The 21,037-nt window shown below is 73.6% G+C and carries 20 protein-coding genes and 3 tRNA genes; 13 read left to right on the forward strand and 10 right to left on the reverse strand.

The window, feature by feature from the left end; all coding sequences use genetic code 11:
* Window positions 1-144: 144 nt before the first annotated feature.
* The 3 genes from AB0C84_RS01850 to AB0C84_RS01860 all read left to right on the forward strand — a co-directional run bounded on the left by AB0C84_RS01850 (window position 145) and on the right by AB0C84_RS01860 (window position 5,162).
* Window positions 145-2,238 (forward strand): catalase, encoded by a 2,094-nt coding sequence (locus tag AB0C84_RS01850; RefSeq protein ID WP_361060163.1) that lies wholly within the window; start codon window positions 145-147, stop codon window positions 2,236-2,238.
* A gap of 670 nt (window positions 2,239-2,908) precedes the next feature.
* Window positions 2,909-3,952 carry a hypothetical protein gene (locus AB0C84_RS01855; RefSeq protein ID WP_361060165.1) on the forward strand — a complete coding sequence of 348 codons (1,044 nt, stop codon included), beginning with the start codon at window positions 2,909-2,911 and terminating at the stop codon, window positions 3,950-3,952.
* A gap of 13 nt (window positions 3,953-3,965) precedes the next feature.
* Window positions 3,966-5,162 (forward strand): helix-turn-helix domain-containing protein, encoded by a 1,197-nt coding sequence (locus tag AB0C84_RS01860; RefSeq protein ID WP_361060166.1) that lies wholly within the window; start codon window positions 3,966-3,968, stop codon window positions 5,160-5,162.
* A gap of 45 nt (window positions 5,163-5,207) precedes the next feature.
* On the opposite strand, the gene AB0C84_RS01865 is transcribed toward AB0C84_RS01860, so the two are convergent.
* The 3 genes from AB0C84_RS01865 to AB0C84_RS01875 form a co-directional block, all read right to left on the reverse strand.
* Window positions 5,208-5,594, reverse strand: a complete 387-nt coding sequence (locus AB0C84_RS01865; RefSeq protein ID WP_361060203.1) for a nuclear transport factor 2 family protein — start codon at window positions 5,592-5,594, stop codon at window positions 5,208-5,210.
* Window positions 5,595-5,684: 90 nt separating this feature from the next.
* A complete protein-coding gene (locus AB0C84_RS01870; protein WP_179842635.1) occupies window positions 5,685-6,872 on the reverse strand; it encodes a zinc-dependent alcohol dehydrogenase in 1,188 nt (395 codons plus the stop codon).
* A 77-nt stretch (window positions 6,873-6,949) separates the two neighbouring features.
* Window positions 6,950-7,591 (reverse strand): hypothetical protein, encoded by a 642-nt coding sequence (locus AB0C84_RS01875; protein ID WP_361060169.1) that lies wholly within the window; start codon window positions 7,589-7,591, stop codon window positions 6,950-6,952.
* 163 nt (window positions 7,592-7,754) lie between these two features.
* Here AB0C84_RS01875 and ctaD point away from each other — a divergent pair, with 163 nt between their 5' ends.
* The gene (gene ctaD, locus AB0C84_RS01880) at window positions 7,755-9,443 is read left to right on the forward strand and encodes a cytochrome c oxidase subunit I (protein WP_361060170.1); all 1,689 of its coding nucleotides are present in this window, start codon (window positions 7,755-7,757) and stop codon (window positions 9,441-9,443) included.
* Window positions 9,444-9,453: 10 nt separating this feature from the next.
* Here ctaD and AB0C84_RS01885 read toward each other — a convergent pair whose 3' ends face one another.
* Complete coding sequence (locus AB0C84_RS01885) at window positions 9,454-11,088, reverse strand: ubiquinol-cytochrome c reductase cytochrome b subunit (RefSeq protein ID WP_361060172.1); 1,635 nt, start codon at window positions 11,086-11,088, stop codon at window positions 9,454-9,456.
* Between the two features lie 91 nt (window positions 11,089-11,179).
* Window positions 11,180-12,058, reverse strand: a complete 879-nt coding sequence (locus AB0C84_RS01890; RefSeq protein ID WP_361060174.1) for a LysR family transcriptional regulator — start codon at window positions 12,056-12,058, stop codon at window positions 11,180-11,182.
* 97 nt (window positions 12,059-12,155) lie between these two features.
* On the opposite strand from AB0C84_RS01890, the gene AB0C84_RS01895 reads away from it, so the two are divergent.
* Window positions 12,156-13,547: an MFS transporter gene (locus AB0C84_RS01895; RefSeq protein WP_361060176.1), complete on the forward strand. Its 1,392-nt coding sequence runs from the start codon at window positions 12,156-12,158 to the stop codon at window positions 13,545-13,547.
* Here AB0C84_RS01895 and AB0C84_RS01900 read toward each other — a convergent pair.
* The 3 genes from AB0C84_RS01900 to AB0C84_RS01910 form a co-directional block, all read right to left on the reverse strand.
* Window positions 13,513-14,622 (reverse strand): PrsW family intramembrane metalloprotease, encoded by a 1,110-nt coding sequence (locus AB0C84_RS01900; protein WP_361060178.1) that lies wholly within the window; start codon window positions 14,620-14,622, stop codon window positions 13,513-13,515. The two genes, AB0C84_RS01895 and AB0C84_RS01900, sit on opposite strands and share 35 nt — an antisense overlap.
* Window positions 14,613-15,149, reverse strand: coding sequence for a hypothetical protein (locus AB0C84_RS01905; protein WP_361060180.1), 537 nt, complete (start codon window positions 15,147-15,149; stop codon window positions 14,613-14,615). The genes AB0C84_RS01900 and AB0C84_RS01905 overlap by 10 nt, the downstream gene beginning before the upstream one ends.
* Before the next feature lie 111 nt (window positions 15,150-15,260).
* A complete protein-coding gene (locus AB0C84_RS01910) occupies window positions 15,261-16,079 on the reverse strand; it encodes a pentapeptide repeat-containing protein (protein ID WP_361060181.1) in 819 nt (272 codons plus the stop codon).
* Between the two features lie 101 nt (window positions 16,080-16,180).
* Between AB0C84_RS01910 and AB0C84_RS01915 the strand changes: the two genes are divergently transcribed.
* The 6 genes from AB0C84_RS01915 (at window position 16,181) to AB0C84_RS01940 (ending at window position 17,786) form a co-directional block, all read left to right on the forward strand.
* Entirely contained in the window at window positions 16,181-16,963 is a 783-nt protein-coding gene (locus AB0C84_RS01915; protein WP_361060183.1) for a putative protein N(5)-glutamine methyltransferase, read from the forward strand.
* A 54-nt stretch (window positions 16,964-17,017) separates the two neighbouring features.
* The gene (locus tag AB0C84_RS01920) at window positions 17,018-17,146 is read left to right on the forward strand and encodes an LPFR motif small protein (RefSeq protein WP_258939140.1); all 129 of its coding nucleotides are present in this window, start codon (window positions 17,018-17,020) and stop codon (window positions 17,144-17,146) included.
* 101 nt (window positions 17,147-17,247) lie between these two features.
* Window positions 17,248-17,376 carry a hypothetical protein gene (locus tag AB0C84_RS01925; protein WP_361060185.1) on the forward strand — a complete coding sequence of 43 codons (129 nt, stop codon included), beginning with the start codon at window positions 17,248-17,250 and terminating at the stop codon, window positions 17,374-17,376.
* 62 nt (window positions 17,377-17,438) lie between these two features.
* Window positions 17,439-17,511 (forward strand) — tRNA-Ala (locus AB0C84_RS01930).
* Between the two features lie 43 nt (window positions 17,512-17,554).
* A tRNA-Gly gene (locus AB0C84_RS01935) sits at window positions 17,555-17,626 on the forward strand.
* Window positions 17,627-17,715: 89 nt separating this feature from the next.
* Window positions 17,716-17,786: transfer RNA gene (locus tag AB0C84_RS01940), tRNA-Gln, on the forward strand.
* A gap of 16 nt (window positions 17,787-17,802) precedes the next feature.
* Here AB0C84_RS01940 and AB0C84_RS01945 read toward each other — a convergent pair.
* Window positions 17,803-18,957 carry a mandelate racemase/muconate lactonizing enzyme family protein gene (locus AB0C84_RS01945; protein ID WP_361060187.1) on the reverse strand — a complete coding sequence of 385 codons (1,155 nt, stop codon included), beginning with the start codon at window positions 18,955-18,957 and terminating at the stop codon, window positions 17,803-17,805.
* Between the two features lies 1 nt (window position 18,958).
* Window positions 18,959-19,873, reverse strand: a complete 915-nt coding sequence (gene kdgD, locus AB0C84_RS01950) for a 5-dehydro-4-deoxyglucarate dehydratase (protein WP_361060189.1) — start codon at window positions 19,871-19,873, stop codon at window positions 18,959-18,961.
* A gap of 74 nt (window positions 19,874-19,947) precedes the next feature.
* Here kdgD and AB0C84_RS01955 point away from each other — a divergent pair, with 74 nt between their 5' ends.
* Window positions 19,948-20,823 carry a LysR substrate-binding domain-containing protein gene (locus AB0C84_RS01955; RefSeq protein ID WP_361060191.1) on the forward strand — a complete coding sequence of 292 codons (876 nt, stop codon included), beginning with the start codon at window positions 19,948-19,950 and terminating at the stop codon, window positions 20,821-20,823.
* Between the two features lie 103 nt (window positions 20,824-20,926).
* A partial coding sequence (locus AB0C84_RS01960) for an acyl-CoA dehydrogenase family protein (protein WP_361060205.1) occupies window positions 20,927-21,037 on the forward strand: 111 nt, incomplete at its 3' end.

Here is a 21,037-nt window from a genome sequence, read left to right on the forward strand (position 1 = left end):
GCGGCCCGTACCGGCCCGCGCCGAACAGGACTCAAGTTCCGGTCAAACAACGCATGCCACAGAAATACCGGGGTAGCCGCCACAACACGTGCGCAGTCATCGCCAACGAGTCACCACCCGCGTCATCATCCGAGGAGCCAGAACATGGGCGACCCCACCGGCCGCGACGACCGGAAGCAGGAGCAACTGGACCACCGGAGGGTGAGCCCGGAAGGGACGAAGCTCACCACCGACCAGGGGATCCGGGTCGACGACACCGACAACTCACTGTCGGCGGGCGAGCGCGGCCCGTCGCTGATGGAGGACTTCCATCTGCGCGAGAAGATCACCCATTTCGACCACGAGCGGATTCCCGAGCGGGTCGTGCACGCGCGCGGTTCGGGGGCCTACGGCCATTTCACGCTGCACGAGTCCCTCGCCGAGTACACCACGGCTGAATTCCTGACCGACACGTCGCTGACGACGCCGGTGTTCGTGCGGTTCTCCACCGTCGCCGGGTCCCGCGGCTCCGCCGACACGGTCCGGGACGTCCGCGGCTTCGCCACGAAGTTCTACACGCGCCAGGGCAATTTCGACCTCGTCGGAAACAACATGCCGGTCTTCTTCATCCAGGACGGCATCAAGTTCCCCGACTTCGTGCACGCGGTGAAGCCCGAGCCGGCGAGCGAGATCCCGCAGGCGTCCTCCGCGCACGACACGCTGTGGGACTTCGTGCAACTCCAGCCCGAGACCATGCACATGATGATGTGGCTCATGTCGGACCGGGCGCTGCCGCGCAGTTACGCGATGATGGAGGGCTTCGGCGTCCACACATTCCGGCTCGTGAACGCCCAGGGGCGCGCGACGTTCGTGAAGTTCCACTGGAAGCCCAAGCTCGGGACCCACTCGCTCGCCTGGGACGAGACCCAGAAGATCGCGGGGAAGAATCCCGACTTCAACCGGGCCGACCTGTGGGAGCGGATCGAGGCCGGCGCCTTTCCCGAGTACGAGTTCGGCGTCCAGCTCGTTCCGGAGGAGGACGAGCACGCCTTCGACTTCGACCTGCTCGACCCGACCAAGATCATTCCGGAGGAGCGGGTGCCGGTGCGGACGGTCGGCACGCTGGTGCTCGACCGCAACCCCGACAACTTCTTCGCCGAGACCGAGCAGGTCGCCTTCCACCTCGGCAACGTCGTGCCCGGCATCGACTTCACCAACGACCCGCTGCTGCAGGCGCGGCTGTTCTCCTACCTGGACACGCAGCTCATCCGCCTCGGCGGGCCGAACTTCCCGCAGATCCCCGTGAACCGGCCCGTCGCGCCGGTCCGCAACCACCACCGCGACGGCTACCACCAGACGGACATCCACCAGGGCCGGGCGAGCTACCACAAGAACTCGCTGTCGGGGGGCTGCCCGGCGGTCGGCGGCGAGGGCTCCTTCACCCACTACCAGGAGCGGGTGGACGGCAACAAGATCCGCAAGCGCAGCGAGAGCTTCGCCGACCACTACTCCCAGGCGACGCTGTTCTGGAACAGCATGTCCGACTGGGAGAAGGAGCACATCGTCGGCGCGTTCCGGTTCGAGCTCGGCAAGTGCGACCACCGGCACATCCGGGAGGGCGTCATCGAGCAGCTCAACCGCGTCGACCACGACCTGGCCGTCCAGGTCGCCGAGGGCGTCGGGGTGGAGCCGCCGCAGGAGGCGACGGCCAACCACGGGCGCACCTCGCCCGCGCTGAGCCAGGCGAACGCGCCCGCGGAGTCCGTCCAGGGCCGCAAGGTCGCGGTGCTGGTGGCGGACGGCGCCGACTCGGCGGCCGTCGCGGCGGCCGGCGACGCGCTCACCGAGGCAGGGGCGGTGGTCGAGGTCCTCGCCGCGAAGGACGGCTTCGTGCAGGCGGCCAACGGCGGTCAGATCGAGGTGACCCGCGCCATGCCGACCGTCGCTTCCGTCCTCTACGACGCGGTGCTGGTGCCGGGGGGCGAGCAGAGCGTGCGGACGCTGGCACAGGACGGCGACGCCGTGCACTTCGTCGCCGAGGCGTTCGTGCACTGCAAGACGATCGGCGCGCTCGACGAGGGCATCGGCCTGCTGGAGCGGGCCGGCATCGACAGCGTGCGGTTCTCTGGCGGGGAGGCCGTCAGCGACGCCGGCGTCGTCACCGGGCGCGGGGCGGGCGGCGACTTCCCGGCCAGGCTGGTCGAGGCGGTCGCGGCGCACCGGCATTGGACGCGCAGGAAGGCTCACGTGCCGGCCTGACCGCGGTGGGCGGGACGTCTCCCGCCCGCGGGCGGGGACGGATCGGGGGACGGGGCCCGGCACGGCGGACGCTCGCGCGGCCGCCGCGCCGGGCCCCGCCGCGCTGGCCGCATTCTGCCAATTAATTGTGGGCAACGTCACAGGACCGCGGCCGGTCGCGGCAATTGAACAATAATCTGAAAATATACCTTGTGCGATCGCCCTGAGAATGTGCGGCGCCGGTCGCGCGGAAACGCGCGGCGTGCGGTCCCGCCGGGAGCGGGTGACGTGCGAGGTCCGTGCCCGCGTCGCCGGGGCGGTTCCTGCAAGCAGACGCTGACATGCGGTTTCCGGGGCAGAGGAGCCTAGCGCGGACGGTGCTCGCGCCGCGCCGGTTGCCGGTCCGGGCAGCCCGGCGCGCCCTGGACTGCCCGGGAGTGCAGTTCAGCAATCCGCATTTCTGTAGCAAGATGACGGCCGTCCGGTCGGCTTATCCGACCTTCCCCGGAAGGGCACCGGCGCCGTTTCCGGCCGGGCCGGCGAGCGTTGTGGTCGAAGAAATCAGGAAACGCGCGTGGCCGGGGCCGTCATCGACCGATTCCGTGAGCCGGCACTCTCGGCGGCGCCCGGATCGAGCCGGACGGCGGCGCCGGCACGGCCCGAGACACCCCCGCAGCAGAGGAGTTGGCACGTGGACGAAGGAGCGTTCGGCAGGGCCGCCCAGGAACGGGCGATCGCCGAGGTCGAGGCGGAGATGGCGCGGCTGTGCGAGCTGCTCGCCGAGGGCCTCGCGATGGGCGTGGACGAGGGCCGCGAGATGGTCGGGGGCGCCATGTCGGAGTTCCTCGTGGAGTTCTTCGACCTCGCCCGGGCCGAGGGCTCGCGTCCCGGCGTGAAGGCGATGATCACGCTGCCGCTGCTGGTGCACGGCGCGGAGACCGGCGAGCCGGGCCCCGCGATGCCCGTCGCCGTGCTGCACCTGCTCTGGTGGGCGTCGGCCCTCTACCTCCACGACCTCACCGGCGCCGCCGGCGCACCGTCCCCCGGGGGCGGCGCCGGCGGGAGGGTGCTCACCGCGCTGGCCGTCGGCGGCCAGCTGCCCGGCCGGCTCATCGCCGGCCTGCCCGCCGGCGCCGCCGTCCGCGCCGCGCTCGCGGACGAGCTGTCGCGCTCCTGGGTGGACGCCGTCGACGGCCGGCTCCGCGACCTCACCGAGCGGGCGCCGAACGCGACCCCCGAGTCGGTGCTGCGCGGCTACGAGGGCAGGGCCGGCGCGCCCTACGCGATGGCCGCGGCCTCGGCCGCGCGCCTCGCCGGAGCCGTCGACCACCGGGTCGCGGGCTGGCGGGCGTACGGCCGCGCCCTCGGCGTGCTGCGCCGGCTCGCCGACGACCAGCGCGACCTCGCCTCCGGGCGGTACGAGGACCTCGCGGCCGGCACCGCCACGTTCCTGCTCGTCCACCTGCTGGCCGAGCTGCCCCCCGCGCGGCGTCGCGAAGCCCTCGCGCTGCACGCCGCCGCCCGCCACTCGGCGTCCGCGCGCGCCGAGATGGCGTCCTGGATGCTCGACGAGGAGGTCGCCGAGTCCTACGCCGCCTCCCTCGCTCCGCTGATCGACCGCGCCCACGGCCTGCTCGACATGCTCGGCGGCGATCCGGGCTGCGTCCGGGAACTGCACCGGGTGGTCGACGGCACCGTCGGCCACCTGCCCGGGCTCCCGCTGGCCGCGGCCTAGGGGAGGACCGTCGATGACCGTTCCCGGCGGCCTCCCGGAAGTCCTCGCCGCGCACTGCCCGCGGGTCGCCACGGCGATCCGGGAGGCACTGCACGGCCATCCCGCCTACCAGCCGATCCGGCGGGCGGCGGGCCCGATGTTCGGCGGGCGCCGGGAGACCTGCGCCCGGCTGCTCGGCCTCGTCCTGCGCCGGGCCCCCCTCCCCGAGGACGACCGCGGGCGCTTCCGCGACCTCGGCGTCCTCGCGGCCCGGCAGGCGGTCCCGCTGCCGGTGCTGTCGGAGGCGTGGGACCTGGCCCTGGCCGCCGCGGCGCGGACCTGCTGGACGGTCGCGCCGCCCGGCTGCTTCACCGAGATGGCCGAGCTGACAGCGCACGCGGCCCTGCTCGCCTCCGGCGCGCGGGAGGCCTGCATCCAGGGCTACGCGGAGGCGCCCCGCGAGGGGACGAGGTCGCGGCCGCTGCGCCGGCTCCTCGCCGAGACCCTGATCGACGGCGCTCCCGCCGGCGTCATCGCCGACGCGGCCGGCGTCCGCCTCGCGCCCGCCTACCTCGTCCTGCGGTGCGAGGCGCCCGCCCTCGCGGCGGAGGACTGGGAGCGGGAGAGCGGGCGCCTGGAGTCCTGGGAGGGCGTGCTGTACTCGGGCGACCCGGCGGGGCTGATCGTGCTGTTCCCCGCCGCCGAACCGCTGCGCGCCGAGAACCTGGCCGCCGAGTTCACCGCGGGGCTCGCCGCCCGCTCGCGCGGCCCGGTGCACGCCGCCGAGTCCTACCGGCGCGGCATCGCCGACATCCCGGCCGGGCTGGAGGAGGCCTCCCGCGTCCTGACGATCGCCAAGGCCATCCCGGACGCCGAGGACCGCCCCTACCGCGCCGACGAGCTGCTCGTCGAGCTGGCGATCCTCGGGCAGCCCGGCATCCGGGGCCGGCTCGCCGCCGTGCTGTCCCCGCTCGACGCCGGCACCGACCTGCGGCGGACGCTGGAGGTGCTGCTCGCCTGCAACCTCGACCGCGAGCGCGCCGCGCGGGAGCTGTGGATCCACCGCCGCACCCTGCACTACCGCCTGGACCGCATCCGCGAGCTGTCCGGCGTCGACCCGAGCTCCGCGCGCGGCCTCCAGCTCTTCCGCGCCGCCCTCACCTCGGTTCGGCTGACGTGCCTGGAGCGCGAAGGCCGCCGCGCCGAGGACTCGCCGCCGCTGAGCGCCTGAAGGAGGCACCGTGGAGCTCTGGAAGGCCCGGCGGGAGCCGGGGCGTCAGGCGAGACCCATCTCGCGCCTGACGGTCTCGAACTGCACCGCCATCGCGTCCGCCAGCGCCTGCGCCCCCGACAGCGGCCGGACCATGACGCAGAACTCGTCGATGAGCCCGGCGTCGTCGTGGTGCAGGAAGTCGCAGCCGTGCACCTCGCGGTCGCCGACGCGCGCCTTGAAGACCAGCGCGTGGTCGCGGCCGCCGCCGATCTCGCGGACGTAGCGGAAGTCGGTGAAGACCCGGGTCACCGCGCGCAGGATCGCGGTGGCCGTCGCCCGCCCCTCGTACGGCGCGAACGCCACCGGGCTGAGGAACGTCACGTCCTCGGCCAGCAGCGCCGGGAGGGCGTCCAGGTCGCCCTCCTCGATGGCGGCGCGGAACGGGTGCATCGGGTCCACCTCCAGAGCCTCGGTCATCGGCACGCCCGAAGACGTGCCGGAAAGCCTAGGCCCCGGCCCGCGATCACCTCGCGGGCGGCGTCACGTGCCCGGCTGCAGCAGCACCTTGATGGCGCCGTCCTGCTTCTTCTGGAACATCTCGTAGGCCTGCGGCGCCTTCTCCAGCGGCCAGCGGTGCGTGGCGAGGTCCATCACGCCGAGCGGGTCGGCGTCGTCGGCGACGAGCGGCATCAGGTCGTCGATCCAGCGCTTGACGTGGGCCTGGCCCATCCGCAGGGTGATGCCCTTGTCGAACATCTGCATCATCGGCAGCGGGTCCGTCATGCCCCCGTACACGCCGCTGAGGGAGATCGTCCCGCTCCGGCGCACCACCTCGATGGCCGTGGTGAGCGCCGCGAGCCGGTCCACCCCGACGCGCGTCATCAGCGGCGCGGCGGCGTTGCCCGGCATGAGCCCGGTGAGGGTCTGCGCGAGCTTGGCGCCGGGGGAGCCGTGCGCCTCCATGCCGACCGCGTCGATCACCGAGTCGGTGCCGCGCCCGCCGGTGAGCTGCCGGACCGCGTCCGGGACGTCGTCGGCGTCGGAGGCGTCGATCACTTCGACGCCGTGCCGGCGGGCCATCTCCAGCCGCTCCGGGACGAGGTCGACCGCGATCACTCGGTGGCCGAGATGGCGGGCCACCCGGGCCGACATCTGCCCGATCGGGCCGAGCCCCAGCACGGTGACCGAACCGCCCTCGGGGATGTCGGCGAAGGCCACCGCCTGCCAGGACGTGGGGAGCACGTCCGACAGGTAGACGTAACGCTCGTCCGGTGGCCCCTCCGGCACCTTGATCGGCCCGAACTGGGCCTGCGGGACCCGCAGGTACTCGGCCTGGCCGCCCGGCACCTGCCCGTACAGCCGCGTGTAGCCGAACAGTGCCGCGCCCGTGCCCTGCTCGCGGACCTGCGTCGTCTCGCACTGGGCGAACAGCCCGAGGCCGCACATGTGGCAGTGCCCGCACGAGATGTTGAACGGGATGACCACGCGGTCACCGGGCTTGACGTGCGTGACGTCCGGCCCGGTCTCCTCGACGACGCCGATCGGCTCGTGGCCGAGGACGTCGCCCTCGCTCATGAACGGCCCGAGCACCTCGTACAGGTGCAGGTCCGAGCCGCAGATGCCGGACGAGGTGACCCGGATGACCGCGTCGTTCGGCTCCTTGATCTTCGGGTCGGGGACCTCCTCGACGCGGACGTCGCGCTTGCCGTGCCAGGTGACAGCCTTCATCGTGCTCCTCCGGTCGGACGGGCTCCGTCCCAGGCGGCCCTACCCGGGCGACTGGGGCGAAACGTCCGCTCCGGTGGTCAGGGGCAGCGGTGGGCCCGCGCGGTGGCGCGCACCGCCGCCGTCCTGGTCGACCACAGGCGGGGCGCGGCGGGCGGGTACGCGTCCGGCCCCGGTTCCGGGCGCAGCCGGAATCCGCGGGCGTCATAGGCCTCCCAGCCCGTCCGGCGGCCGCGCAGGTTCAGGACGTGCGTCACGGTCCCGGCGGCGTGCCCGTCGTGCCGAAGATGCCAGCGGTGGGCGTCCCGGTCGGCGGTCGTGAACTGGTACAGCCGCCAGCCGGGCCCGAGGCGGTGGGCCAGGTCGAGCGTCACGAGCGGCCCGGCGGCGGTCTGCCGCCCTGTCCGCTCCGGGGAGGCCGCTTTTGCGGCGGGGGCGGGCCGCGTTCCGCAGTCGCGGACGGCACGGGCGAGTTCGCGCGCGGCCTCCGCCAGCGCGTGCGCGGCTTCCGCGAGCCGCTGCTCCTGCGCGGGCGGCGGCGCGCCGGCGCCGGTCTCGCGGCGCGCCCGCGCCGTCCTTCTGCGCGCGGTGTCCAGCTGGTCGAGCGCGTGGGCGGCCTCGTCGCGGGCGGCCGCGACACCGGCCCGCCCCTCGACGGTGGCCCGGACACGCGAGGGTTCGTCGGGCTCGCGGGCCCGGGGGCTGAGATTCTCGTTTCGCACGGGGAGCTCCTTCGGCTGTGCCTTTCTGGGCCGCTTTCCCGAAGTTCCCCACTTCATCCCTCGCGTGATCGCCGGTCCACCGCTTCGCGGCCCTGCTCGCCGCGTTTGAAACCGGCGTGCGCGGCTAATGGCCGAATGGGGGCGGACGTGGGGGAGAGCTGGGATGACGACCGTGCAGGGGCGGCAGGACACCAGCGTCGCCGACGCGCTCGCGCGGCATCGCAAGGGAACGAGAATCGGCCATGTATTGGCGACGACCGACCACAAGATGGTCGGTTACCTCTATCTCGGGACGTCGTTCGCGATGTTCCTGGCCGCCGGGCTGATGGCGATGGTGATGCGGGCCGAGCTGCTGGAGCCCGGCAAGCAGGTGGTGAGCAACCACACCTACAACGAGATGTTCACCATCCACGGCACGATCATGATGCTGCTGTTCGCCACCCCGCTGTTCGCCGGGTTCGCCAACGTGCTCGTCCCGCTGCAGATCGGGGCGCCGGACGTCGCCTTCCCGCGGATGAACGCGCTCACCTACTACCTGTTCCTGTTCGGCGCGCTCATGGTGCTGGCCTCGTTCGTCATGCCGGGCGGCGCCCCCGCGTTCGGCTGGTTCGCCTACACGCCCCTGTCCACCCAGGCCTACACGCCGAACCAGGGCGGCGACATGTGGGCCATGGGACTGATCCTGTCCGGCGCCGGGACGATCCTGACCTCGGTGAACATGATCGCCACGATCATCGCGATGCGCGCCCCGGGCATGGTGATGTTCCGGCTGCCGATCTTCACCTGGAACGTGCTGCTGACCAGCCTGATGGTGCTCATCGCCTTCCCGGTGCTGACCGCGGCCCTGTTCGCGCTGGAGGCCGACCGCAGGCTGGGCGCCCACATCTACGACCCCTCCAACGGCGGCGCGCTGCTCTGGCAGCACCTGTTCTGGTTCTTCGGCCATCCCGAGGTCTACATCGCGGCGCTGCCGTTCTTCGGCATCATCACCGAGATCATCCCGGTGTTCAGCCGCAAGCCGCTGTTCGGCTACCTCGGCATGGTCGGCGCCACCATCGCGATCACCGGGCTGTCGATGACGGTCTGGGCGCACCACATGTTCGCCACCGGCGGCGTGCTGCTGCCGTTCTTCTCCATCACCTCCTTCATGATCGCCGTGCCGACCGGCCTGAAGTTCTTCAACTGGGTCGGGACGCTCTGGAAGGGGCACCTGACCTTCGAGACCCCCATGCTGTTCGCGCTCGGGTTCCTGGTGACGTTCCTGTTCGGCGGCCTGACGGGGGTCATCCTCGCCTCGCCCCCGATGGACTTCCACCTCACCGACTCCTTCTTCGTCGTCGCCCACCTTCACTACGTGCTGTTCGGGACCGTGGTGTTCGCGATGTTCGGCGGGTTCTACTTCTGGTGGCCGAAGATGACCGGGCGGAAGCTGAACGAGACCTGGGGGAAGATCCACTTCTGGACGCTGTTCGTCGGCTTCCACACCACCTTCCTCGTCCAGCACTGGCTGGGCGCCGAGGGCATGCCGCGCCGCTACGCCGACTACGCCGACCAGTTCGCGACGCTGAACCTCGTCTCCTCGATCGGCTCGTTCGTCCTGGGCGCCTCGACGTTCGCGTTCCTGTGGAACGTGCTGTGGTCCTGGCGGCACGCCGAGCGCGTCGAGACCGACGACCCCTGGGGCGCCGGCGGCTCGCTGGAGTGGGCGACCTCCTGCCCGCCGCCCCGCCACAACTTCACGTCGATGCCGCGCATCCGCTCCTCGCGCCCGGCGTTCGACCTGCACTACCCGCCGAAGGAGCCGCCGCAGGAGGCCGAGCCGGCGCTGCCGCCGCCGGCGTCGTCCGGCTGACGGGCGCCGGTCACTCGCCCTGGCCGTTCTCCCCGGAACCCTTCCGCAGATCGCCCTGGCCGCCGCCGTGCGACTCCGCCTGGTAGTTGAGATAGAAGCGGTTGACGCGGGTCCGGACCTGCGTGTGGGCCCGGTCGGGCGTCGGCAGCGGGATCAGGTGGTGCGGGTAGGGCGCGACCAGTTCGCCCGGCCGCCGGGCCTCCATCACCGCCTCCGCCTCCTCGGACGGCTGCTCGCGCCGCTCCCGGAACCCCCCGTCCGGGGTCAGCGAGATCAGCCCGCTCTCCACGCCCTCCTCGCGCGTCCGCAGGTCGCGGCGCTGCAGGCTCAGGCAGATCCGGCGGGTGATGACGAAGGCCGCGATCGGGAAGACGAAGAACCCGGCGCGGAAGAACCAGGTCGTCCAGAACAGCGGGATCTTGAAGGTCGCGGAGATGTAGTCGTTGCCGCCGGCCGCCAGCAGGCCGCCGTACCAGGCGACGGCGGCGGCGCCGATCGCGGTCCTCGTCGCGGCGTTGCGCGGCCGGTCCAGCAGGTGGTGCAGGCGCTCGTCCCCCGTGGCCCAGCGCTCCACGAACGGGTACAGGCCGATGAGCGTGAAGAACACCCCGGGCAGGATGACGGCCGGGACCAGCACGTTCCAGGAGACGGTGTGCCCCGCGACGGTCGTGGACAGGCGCGGCATGATGCGCAGCGAGCCTTCGAGGAACCCGACGTACCAGTCGGGCTGGGAGCCGAACGACACCTGGTCAGGGTCGTAGGGGCCGTACAGCCAGACCGGGTTGATCTGGAAGAACGCCGCCAGCCCGGCCAGCACGCCGAACGTGAAGAGGAAGTAGGCCGTGCTCTGCGTGGCGAAGTGCGGGAAGGTCGGCTCCCCGGTCACCGCCCGCTCCCGCCGCCCCCGGCCCGGAAAGATCGTGTGGGTCTGGTGCCAGAGGATCATCAGGTGCGCGGTGATGAGGGCCAGCAGGATCCCGGGGACGATCAGGATGTGCACGGTGAACAGCCGCGGGATGAACTCCGCGGCGGAGGGGAACTCCCCGCCGAAGGCCCACAGGGCCGCGTAGGTCCCCGCGAGCGGGACCGAGAGCAGGATGCCCTGGAAGATCCGCAGGCCGGTGCCCGACAGCAGGTCGTCCGGCAGCGAGTACCCGGCGAACCCTTCGGCGACGGCCAGCACGAACAGCGTCGTGCCGATCACCCAGTTGATCTCGCGCGGCTTGCGGAACGCGCCGGTGAAGAAGATCCGCAGCAGGTGCACGCAGATCGCCGCGACGAAGACGTTCGCCGCCCAGTGGTGGATCTGCCGCATCAGCAGGCCGCCCCGCACGTCGAACGACAGGTGCAGGGTGGAGGCGTACGCCTCGCTGACCGTGACGCCCTTCAGCGGGGCGTACGAGCCGTCGTAGACCGTGTCCGCCCCGCTCGGGTGGAAGAACAGCGTCAGGTAGACGCCGGTGAGCACGAGGACGACGAACGAGTAGAGCGCGATCTCGCCGAGCAGGAACGACCAGTGCTTGGGGAACGCCTTGCGGATGTTCTTGTCCAGGAACCCGGCGGACCCGAGCCGGTCGTTGACCCCCCAGAACAGCTTCTGCGCCCGCTCGGCCTTCGCGGTTCCGCTCCCGTTCCGTCCTGCCATAGCGTTCTCCCCGGCCGAACAATGATCTCCCCCCTGGGCGGCTACCCGGGGCGGGTGGGGGCAAACGCCGCGCGGCGGCGGTGCGGAACGGTCAGGCGACGGCCGCGTACAGGACCTCCCGCATGCCGGGGACGCCCTCCCGGTCGGCCCGCCAGACGAGGCGAAGTTCGAGGCCGGGGGCGTCGAACGCGAGCCGGGCGAGGGTTCCGGCCGCCAGCCGGTCGCGGACGGCGAACTCGGGGAGCAGCGCGATGCCGAGGCCCTGCTCGGCCCAGGACGCCATCACGGTGACGCTGCCCGCCCGCACCCGCTCGACGGCGGAGCCGAGGAGCCGCTCACCGGCCATCCAGAACGAGCACGCCGGCACGTTGACCAGCAGCCTCTCGCCGCGCAGGTCGCCGGCGGCCAGGCTGGGCGCTCCCGCGAGCCGGTGGTCCGGCGCGGCGACGAGGGCGAGCGGCACCGGCTCCACGTCCACGAAGTCCAGCGGCGCCGGCGGCGGCGCGAAGCCGAGCCCGCCCACGCCCTCGCCGGCGTCCAGCAGCAGCGCGGCCTCCAGGTCCCCGGCGGCGACCGCGTCCAGGAGCTGGTCGCGGGCCGCGTCCGACCGGACCTCGACCCGCAGCCCCGGCCGCCGCTCGGCCAGCCTGGACAGGACGGCGGGGACGTGCGCGGCGGCGATCGACTCCAGCGCGCCGAGCCGCAGCACCGGCCGCTCCGCGGCCACCTCGCGGCGGGCCTGCTCGGCCTGCCGCAGCAGGCGCCGCGCCCACCCGCGCATCCGCTCGCCCGCCTCGGTCGGCCGCATGCCCTTGGGGTCGCGGTGGAACAGCGGGACGCCCAGCGACGCCTCCAGCGCGCGGATCTGCTCCGACACCGACGACGGCGCGAGCCCGAGGGCGTTGGCGGCGTCGGTGACGGTCCGGTGGGCGACGACGGCCTCGAACGTCCGCAGCTGGCGCAGTTCCATGCCGGTGGCAACCCGGCCCTTCCGTTCGGATATTCCGAACGCCGCGTGCGGGCCGGCCGGTGGAGCCCTGCCGCGCGGATTCCCAGACTGGGGCGCCATGAACCCGGTTCTCTCACCCGCGACGGCCGCGCCCTCCGGGCGGCGCGGCCCCGCCCTGTTCGGCATCTCACTCGGCTACTTCATGGTGCTGCTCGACACGACCGTCCTGTCGGTGGCCGAACCCGACCTGGCCGACTCCCTGCACGGGACGGTCGCGGGCCTGCAGTGGGCCGTCACCGGCTACACCGTCGTGTTCGGCGCGCTGCTGCTGTCGGCGGGCGCCGTCGCCGACCGGTACGGCGCGCACCGCGTCTTCCGCGCGGGCGTCGCGGCCTTCGGCGCCGGGTCGCTGCTGTGCGCCGCGGCGCCTGACCTGTGGACGCTCGTCGCGCTGCGCGCCGTCCTCGGCGCCGCCGCCGCGGCCTGCGTGCCCGCCTCCATGGCGATGATCGCCCGCCTGTACCCGGCGCCCGCCGAGCGCGCCCGGGCCGTGGCGACCTGGGCGGCGACCAGCGGCGCCGCCCTCGCCGCCGGACCCGTCGCGGGCGGCGCGCTGGTCGGCCTCGCCGGCTGGCGCGCGATCTTCCTGGTCAACGTCCCGCTCGCCGCCGCCGTCCTCGCGCTCGCGGCGGGACGGTCCGTGCACTGCCCGCGCGGGACCCGCCGCCTCGACCCGGCGGCGCAGCTCCTCGCCTGCGCCGCGCTCGGACTGCTGACCGACGCCCTGATCGCCCTGGGAGACGGGCCGGGCGCGCACGCGGCCGTCTCGGCGGCCGGAGCGGTCGCGGCCGGCGCCGCGTTCGCGGTCCGCGAGCGCGGGAGCGAGGCGCCGGTCCTGGTCCCGGCGGTGCTCCGGGCGCCCGGGATGCCCGCCGCCCTGGCCGCCGGCGCCGCCGTCAACTTCGTCATGACCGGCGTGCTCTTCGTGCTGCCGCTGGTGTTCCGGCAGACCCTCGGGCTGACGCCGCTCCAGACCGGCCTGGCGTTCCTGCCGATGACCCTGCCGTTCGCGTTCAACCCGCTGCTCACCGGGCGCATCGTCGCGCGGACCGGCCCGCGCCGCCCCGTCCTGGCGGGCCTGGGGCTGCTGACCGCCGGGGGAGCGCTGTTCGGCGCCGTGCTGCTGGACGGCGCGTCCTATCCGCCGCTCGTCGCGGGCCTGCTGTGCACCGGCTTCGGCGTGTCGTTCGCGCTGCCCGCGCTCGCGACGATGGTCGTCGCCGCGGCGCCCGAGGGCACCGCGGGCGCGGCGGGCGGCGTGCTGAACGCCGTCCGCCAGCTCGGCGCCACGCTCGGTGTCGCGATCATGGGCACGTTCGCGCCGGTCGGAGCCGGGGACGGCTCCCGCGACCCCGCCCGGGCGCTGTTCATCGCCGCCGGCGTCTGCGCGGCCGTGTGCGCCTGCGTCCTGGCCGCTACGCCACGCGCACGTTCGCGCCGGACGCCTTGAGGTCGCCCCGCAGGGCGCGGATGTCGGTGCGCAGCCGCTCGGCGGCCAGCGGGTCCGGTTCCAGGCCGCCGAGCCCGTCCTCGATGAGGGCGAGTTCGGCGGCCCGGAGCCGATCGAGCAGCCGGCGCGACTCCCCGGCCGGCACTCCCCACTGCTCCTTCCTGCGCCACTTGCGGAACGCGAGCACGTGGCCCTCACCCGGCACGAGGACGCCGTCCCTCGTCTCCGCGTGCACCGTGCGCCGGAAATGCGAGAGGTAGCGGCGCCTGGCCAGGCGGTAGGCGACGACCGCCGCCAGCAGGATCGGCGCGCCCTTCACCGGCATCAGGACCAGCCCGGACAGGACGGGGGCGTCCCACCACGAGTGCAGCGCCATCGCCAGGACGAACGCGCCCATCGCGACGGCCAGATGCGCCCTCGAGGCCCGCCCGATCAGGAGGCCGAGGCCCGCGCCGCCGACCGCGGTCATCGCCCAGTGGCTCCACCACGCCCCGCAGACCACCCGGGTGCCGAACGAGAAGAACGCCGCGTTCGCGTCGTGCGTGGCGCCCGTCAGGACGATCGTGTTCAGGACGTACAGGAAGTTCTCCGCGAACTGGAAGCCCAGCCCCGCCAGCGCGCCGTAGCCCCAGCCGTCGAGCGGCCCGCGGACCGCGGCCGGCGCCATCAGCGCCAGCGTCGCGACGCCGAGCAGCTTCAGGATCTCCTCGTTCACCGGCGCGGCGATCGACGCGCCCCACGCCGCGTTGAAGCCCGGGCCCGCCGTCTTCCCGACGATCGCCTGGAACGCCGCGTTGGCGGGCAGCGCCGTCCCGAACGCGGCCAGCCCGCCCCACGCCACCGCGACCAGCGCGTAGCCGAGCGGCGGCGAGCGGACGGGGTGCAGCCGCCGCAGCAGCCACACGCCGCCGGCCAGCGCCGGCGCGAGCAGCACGGCCCCGGCGACCGCCCCGCCGGGGAACGCCGAGACGTGCGTGCCGATCCCGCGCAACGCGATCCAGACGCCGAGCAGGCACGCCGCCGCCCACAGCCAGAACGCGGGACGGCGCGCCGGACCGCCGCGGGTCATTCCCATGGCGCCGCGATCCTGATCGTCCGCACCATCGCCTCGACCTGCGGGGCGGCGTCACCGAAGGCCTGCGGCGGGCCCGTCGCCGTGACGGCCGCGCCGAGCGTCCCCTTGGCGAAGACGGCCGCCGTGCCGACGCGCTCACGCCCGGCGAGCCGTCCCGTCAGCCCGGTCAGGCCCTGCGTGGTCGTGAGCGGGACGGGCCCCGTCCCGAGGCGCGTGCGACCGCCCGCGGCGACGATCCGCCCAAGGCCGCCCCACAGCGCCCGCGCGTCCGCCGATCCCAGCGGCACCACCACGCTGAGGTCGAAGACCACGTCGCCGCTGAACAGTTCGGCGCTGCTGGCGAGGGAGGTGGCGCCCCGGTTCAGGACCCAGCCGGGGGAGGTGACCGAGAACGTCACCGGACGGGCCCCGCCGCGCTCCGTCCCGACCGACACCACCGTGCCCGGCGCCAGCGGCTGCCCGCGGGGCCCGAGGGCGCGGTCGAGCAGGGGAAGCCCGCCGCCGAGGACCAGCAGCACGAGCGCCACGGCTCCCGTACCCCACCATCTGACCCGCACCACGCGACCCCCCGACGACGTGCGCTGCGGAAATGCCCTTTGACAGGCGAAAATGCCCCTTGACCGGGCGGCTAAACAAGATCAGGCCGCGGGAGTCGTCCAGTGCTCGGGCCGTGCGAGGGCCGCCGGCAGCCGCGTCGCCGCGTCACCGCGCGCCGAGTCGAGCTGCGCCTGGGTCAGGAAGAGGCACCCGGTGAGGTCGGCGCCGCGCAGGTCGGCGTCCCGCAGGTCCGCCCCGGTCAGGTCCGCGACCCGCAGGTCCGCGTCCCGCAGGTCGGCGGCGATCAGGTACGCGCCGCGCAGGTCGGCGCCGCGCAGGTCGGCGCGCCTGAGCCTCGCACCCATCAGATCTGCGCCCCGCCGGTTCTTCCGCCGCCCGGGGACACCGGCCCTGGCGAGCTCGCCCGCCCGCGGCAGCAGGCCGTTCACCCTCTCCCGGACGGCCCGGACGTCCACCTCGGCGATTTCGCCGGGGTCGCCTCCGGTGAGGCGGTCGACCTCGCCGGACGCCCGCCGCAGCTCATCGAGGATCGGGCCGGAGGACGGCAGCGCCGCGGCCTGGTCCAGGTACCAGAGCAGTTCGTGGAGCTGCCGCATGACGGGGAACACCGCGAACATGCGGCGCGCGACCTCCGGGTCCCCGCGCCAGTCCCGGCCGGAGAAGGTCTCCTGCGACACCTTCTGACCGGCGCCGAAGCAGTCGAACACCGTGCAGCCCGGGAAGCCGCGCCGCCGGAGGTCGGCGTGGATGCCGCAGCGGAAGTCGGCCAGGAGGTTGCGGCAGGGCTCGCCCGCGTCCTTGTCCACAGCGAAGTCGGTGGACCGGGCGAACGGCAGCGCCACACAGCACAGCCCGAAACAGCTGGCGCAGTCGGCCCTCAGGTCCGATCTGTCCGACACCCACGACCCCCGGCTTCTGGACGACGCTCCATTGTCGCGCCCGGCCGGCCATGCCGGGGACACGCGGGAGGCCACGGTGCCGGATACAGTTGCGGACTCCTATGACAGCACCCCTCACCGAGCCCGCCATCGTCTCCAGGCTCCGCGCAGCCGGCTGCGTGTTCGCCGAGGACGAGGCGCGCCTCATCCTCTCCACCGCCCCCGCCCCCGGCGACGCCGCCGCCATGGTGGAGCGCCGCGCGGCCGGCGAGCCGCTCGAACACGTCCTCGGCTGGGCGATGTTCTGCGGGCTGCGGATCGCCGTCGGCCCCGGGGTCTTCGTGCCCCGGCCCCGCACCGAGTTCCTCGTCCGGAGGGCCCACGCCCTCGCGCCTCCCCGCCCCGTGATCCTCGACCTGTGCTGCGGGTCGGGCGCGCTCGGGGCCGCGCTCGCCTCCGGCGCGGGCGAGTGCGTCCTGCACGCCGCCGACATCGAACCCGCGGCGGTGCGCTGCGCCCGCGGCAACATCGCGCCGTACGGCGGCACGGCCCACGAGGGCGACCTCTTCGACGCCGTCCCGGGCGAGCTGCGCGGACGGGTCGACGTCCTGCTGGCCAACGTCCCTTACGTCCCGACCGGGGACATCGCCCTGATGCCGGCGGAGGCGCGCGACCACGAGCCGCGCTCGTCGCTCGACGGCGGGCCGGACGGTCTCGACGTGCTGCGCCGCGTCACCGCCGAGGCGTCGCGCTGGCTCGCCCCGGGCGGCCGCCTGCTGTTCGAGACGAGCGAGCGGCAGGCCGCCGCCGCCGTCGCCGCCGTGGAGGCCGGCGGCCTCGCTCCCGCGGTCGCCACGTCCGAGGAGTTCTCCGCCACCGTCATTGCCGGGGCAAAGCCGGTGTAAAACTCCACAGGCGGGTATCGGTCGGTCAGGACCGAGCCGAAGGAGTGAAGCCAGATGCGCCGCATCAGCGCAGCGATCAGCGCCATTGTCGGGACGATCATCAGCGTCGTGACCCTGCCGTTCCGCGTTCTGGGGCGGTTGCTGACCCCCGGCCGCGGCCGCAGCCGCCGCGGGGCGGCGTGACGCACATCCGACTCGCCCCGGGCCGATTCTCCCCGAACGGCCCGGGGCGTTCGCATGGAAAAGGCGTTGCGTGCCCGAGCGGCGTCCCGCACCATAGGGGCATGGAAAAGGTCGGAAGCGGACGGGAGGCGGCGAAGGCCATGGTCACGACCATCAGGCGGCAGGCCCGACAGCCCCTCGGGTTCGGGGCCGGTCAGGGCTTCGCCCTTGCCGGAAACGCCTCCGGATAGAGCCGTCAGGCTCCGCCGGAGGCCGTCAGGGAGAGATCCCGGCGGCCTTTCTCTTTTATCAGGGGTCAGTAGCTCAATGGGGAGAGCGCCCGCCTTGCAAGCGGGAGGATGCCGGTTCGAGTCCGGCCCGATCCACGGCCTTGAACGGCCACCGGGCGGAGCCTTTTCTGCTCCGCGCGCCGCACAGGCCTGAATGGTGAGGCGGCTGGTCTCCACCCAGCAGAACCGGGTTCGATTCCCGGGTGCGGCTCTGGACTGGACCGGCGGGAGTAACGACCCCCGGCCGGTCCTCCCCGTGCCCACGGCGGGCGGACGCCACCGCCCGCCGGCGGGCACCCGTGCTGGATCATCCAAGGGCAGGATGCGTGATTCTGGATCACGTCATGCAGGTTCGACCCCTGCTCCAGCAGCTCCTCCGGCGCCCGGTCAGGGCCGGGCGCCGGCGAGGGCCCGCCGCGTCGTCCAGGCGCGGGCCCGCTCGCTGAGCGTGATGCCGAGACCGGGACGGGACGGGACGTGCATCCGCCCGCCCTCGATGGTGAGCCGTTCCTCGAACAGCGGGCCGAGCCAGTCGAAGTGCTCCACCCACGGCTCGGACGGGTACGCGGCCGCCAGATGCAGATGGATCTCCATCGCGAAGTGCGGCGCGAGCGCCAGGTGCCGGTGCTCGGCGAGCGCGGCGACCTTCAGGAAGCCGGTGATGCCGCCGATGCGCGGGGCGTCCGGCTGCAGGACGTCGACGGCGCCCCGGTCGATGAGCTCGCGGTGCTCGGCCACGCTGGTCAGCATCTCCCCGCTCGCGACGGGGGTGTCGAGCGCCCGCACCAGCGCGGCGTGCCCCTCGGCGTCGTGGGCGTCCAGGGGCTCCTCGATCCAGGTGAGGCCGAACTCCTCCAGCGCGCGCCCCATCCGGCGCGCGGCCGGCCGGTCCCACTGCTGGTTGGCGTCCACCATGAGCGGGAACCCGTCGCCGAGCCGCTCCCGGACGGCCGCGACGCGGCGCAGGTCCTCGGCGTGGTCGGGATGCCCGACCTTGATCTTGACGCCGCCGATCCCGGCCCCCGCGGAGGCGGCCGCGTTGTCGAGCACCTCCTCCAGCGGTGCGCCGAGGAACCCGCCCGTGGTGTCGTAGCAGCGCACGGAGTCGCGGTGCGCGCCGAGGAGCTTGGCGAGCGGCAGGCCCGCGCGCCTGGCCTTCAGGTCCCACAGCGCGATGTCGATGGCGGCGATCGCCTGCCCGGCGAGGCCGCCGCGCCCGGCCGACGCCCCCGCCCATGCCAGCTTCGTCCCGATCCTGCCGATGTCGCTCGGATCCTCGCCGACGGCGGCGGGGGCGATCTCGGCGGCGTGCGCGAACTGGCCGGGGCCGCCCGCGCGCTTGGAGTACCCGAACCCGACGCCCTCGTGGCCCTGCTCGGTGCCGATCTCGGCGAACAGGAACACCACCTCGGTCATCGGCCGCTGCCGCCCGGTGAGCACCTTCGCGTCGCTGACGGGCGCGGCGAGCGGCAGCGTGACCGACGACAGCTCGATCCAGGCGATCCGGTCGCGGACCGCCTCGCCGGCCGCGGCGCCCGCCATCTCAGCGCACCCGCTTCACGAGTTCCGCGAGCCGTGCCGTCTCGTCCCCGGTCAGGTCCGTCAGCGGCGGGCGGACGGGGCCGGCGGGCCGTCCGGTGACCCGCATGCCGGCCTTGACGATGCTCACCGCGTATCCCTTGCGGCGGTTGCGGATCTCGCAGTACGGCAGGACGAACTCCGCCAGCCGCCGGTGGACCCCGTCCCGGTCGCCGGCGAGGACGGCGGCGTGGAAGGCGAGCGCGAACTCCGGGGCGAAGTTGAAGATCGCCGACGAGTACGTCGTGACGCCCATCTCCCGGTAGGGGAGGGCGAACGTCTCGGCGGTCGGCAGCCCGCCGACGTAGACGAGGCGGTCGCCGAGGCGGGACCGGATCCGCGTCATCAGCTCCAGATCGCCGACGCCGTCCTTGAAGCCGACGAGGTTCGGGCACGCGTCGGCCAGGTCGGCGATCGTCGCGTCCTGGTAGACGGCGTTGGCGCGGCTGTAGACCGTCACGCCGAGGCGGGTGGCCCGGCACACCGCCCGGACGTGCGCCGCCAGGCCCTCCTGCGGGGCCTCGGTGAGGTAGGGCGGGAACAGCAGCACCCCGTCGGCGCCCGCGCGCTCGGCGTCCTCGGCCATCCGCACGGCCTGCGCCGTCCCGTACCCGGCGGGCGCGACCACCGGGACGCCGTCCGGCGCCTCCGCGACCGCCGCGCGCACGACCCGGCCGACCTCGTCCGGCGTCAGTGAGAAGAACTCGCCCGTCCCGCCCGCCGCGAACAGGCCCGCCACGTCGTACCCGCCGAGGCGGGCGATGTTCTCGCGGTAGGCGTCCTCGTCGAACGACAGGTCGTCGCGGAAGTGGGTGACGGGGAACGACAGGAGCCCGGACCCGAGCCGCCGGGCGATCTCGTCGGGCGCGGTCTGCTTCATGCCCCGAGGCTAGGATGGTCGATCGATCCAGGTCCAACACAGAAAACGCATCCACTGATACCCGAAGCGAATCGATGTTCACGCTCACCCAGCTCGCGAACTTCGTGGCCGTCGCCGAGGAACTGCACTTCGGCCGCGCCGCCCGGCGCCTGCGCATGACGCAGCCGCCGCTCAGCCGCCAGATCCAGCTGCTGGAGAACGAGCTGAAGGTGCGGCTGTTCGACCGGACGAACCGCTCGGTGCGCCTCACCCCCGCCGGGCGCGCGTTCCTCGTCGAGGCCCGCCGGCTGCTCCAGCAGGCCGACCACGCCGCGATGTCCGTCCGGCAGGTGTCGGCGGGGGAGGCGGGGACGATCATCCTCGGCTTCACCGCCGCGAGCGCCCACGCCACGCTCGGCCGGGTGCTGGAGGCCGCCCGCGCGGCGCTGCCGGACGTGGAGATCGTGCTGCGGGAGATGGTGACCCGCGACCAGGTGCGCGCCCTCGCCGAGGGCGGTCTGGACCTCGGGCTCGTCCGCCCCCCGGTGAGCGACCCCGACCTGGAGGATCGCCCCGCCGACCGCGAGTCCCTGCTCGCCGCAGTCCCGCACGGCCATCCTTTGGCGGAGGGGGACGGCCCGGTCTCGCTCGCCGACCTCGACGGGCGGCGGTTCCTCATGTACTCGCCCGTCGAGGCCCGCTACTTCCACGAACTGCTGGTCAGCCTGTTCCGGCAGGCCCGAGTCTCGCCCGTGTACGCGCAGTACCTCAGCCAGGTGCACAGCATCCTCGCGCTGGTCAGCTGCGGCTGGGGGCTCGCGCTCGTGCCAGCGGCGGCGGCCCGGCTGCGCTACGCGGGGGTGGTGTTCCGCCCCGTGGACCTGCCCGATCCCGCCCCCGTGGAGCTGAGCCTGGCCTGGCGGCGCGGCAACGACAATCCGGCGCTCGCCCTGCTGCTGCGCCACCTGTGACCACCAGGGAGCGCCTTGACGGCGTCCGCCCGCTCGCTTAATTTGGCGTCCAAATATTGGCCGTCAAAATATCGGCCCGCGGCCCCGGCATCCTGGAGGAACGATGAGCGATTTTCCCGCGTACGCGCCGTCGGAGGAGCACGAGCTGTTGCGGCGTTCGGTGCGTGAGCTGGCCGAGGCCAAGATCGCTCCTTTCGCGGCGGAGGTGGATGAG

Origin of the sequence: Actinomadura sp. NPDC048955 (assembly GCF_040649435.1) — a bacterium.
Classification (GTDB): Bacteria; Actinomycetota; Actinomycetes; order Streptosporangiales; family Streptosporangiaceae; genus Spirillospora; species Spirillospora luteofluorescens.

Coding starts and splice junctions, on each gene's coding strand:
- AB0C84_RS01885 (WP_361060172.1), bottom strand. CDS start 11,088: ATGGCAGGACGGAACGGGAGCGGAACCGCGAAGGCCGAGCGGGCGCAG.
- AB0C84_RS01870 (WP_179842635.1), bottom strand. CDS start 6,872: ATGAAGGCTGTCACCTGGCACGGCAAGCGCGACGTCCGCGTCGAGGAG.
- AB0C84_RS01945 (WP_361060187.1), bottom strand. CDS start 18,957: ATGGCGGGCGCCGCGGCCGGCGAGGCGGTCCGCGACCGGATCGCCTGG.
- AB0C84_RS01915 (WP_361060183.1), top strand. CDS start 16,181: ATGACAGCACCCCTCACCGAGCCCGCCATCGTCTCCAGGCTCCGCGCA.
- AB0C84_RS01860 (WP_361060166.1), top strand. CDS start 3,966: ATGACCGTTCCCGGCGGCCTCCCGGAAGTCCTCGCCGCGCACTGCCCG.
- ctaD (WP_361060170.1), top strand. CDS start 7,755: ATGACGACCGTGCAGGGGCGGCAGGACACCAGCGTCGCCGACGCGCTC.
- AB0C84_RS01920 (WP_258939140.1), top strand. CDS start 17,018: ATGCGCCGCATCAGCGCAGCGATCAGCGCCATTGTCGGGACGATCATC.
- AB0C84_RS01895 (WP_361060176.1), top strand. CDS start 12,156: ATGAACCCGGTTCTCTCACCCGCGACGGCCGCGCCCTCCGGGCGGCGC.
- AB0C84_RS01925 (WP_361060185.1), top strand. CDS start 17,248: ATGGAAAAGGTCGGAAGCGGACGGGAGGCGGCGAAGGCCATGGTCACG.
- AB0C84_RS01865 (WP_361060203.1), bottom strand. CDS start 5,594: ATGCACCCGTTCCGCGCCGCCATCGAGGAGGGCGACCTGGACGCCCTC.
- AB0C84_RS01955 (WP_361060191.1), top strand. CDS start 19,948: ATGTTCACGCTCACCCAGCTCGCGAACTTCGTGGCCGTCGCCGAGGAA.
- AB0C84_RS01890 (WP_361060174.1), bottom strand. CDS start 12,058: ATGGAACTGCGCCAGCTGCGGACGTTCGAGGCCGTCGTCGCCCACCGG.
- AB0C84_RS01850 (WP_361060163.1), top strand. CDS start 145: ATGGGCGACCCCACCGGCCGCGACGACCGGAAGCAGGAGCAACTGGAC.
- AB0C84_RS01900 (WP_361060178.1), bottom strand. CDS start 14,622: ATGGGAATGACCCGCGGCGGTCCGGCGCGCCGTCCCGCGTTCTGGCTG.
- kdgD (WP_361060189.1), bottom strand. CDS start 19,873: ATGAAGCAGACCGCGCCCGACGAGATCGCCCGGCGGCTCGGGTCCGGG.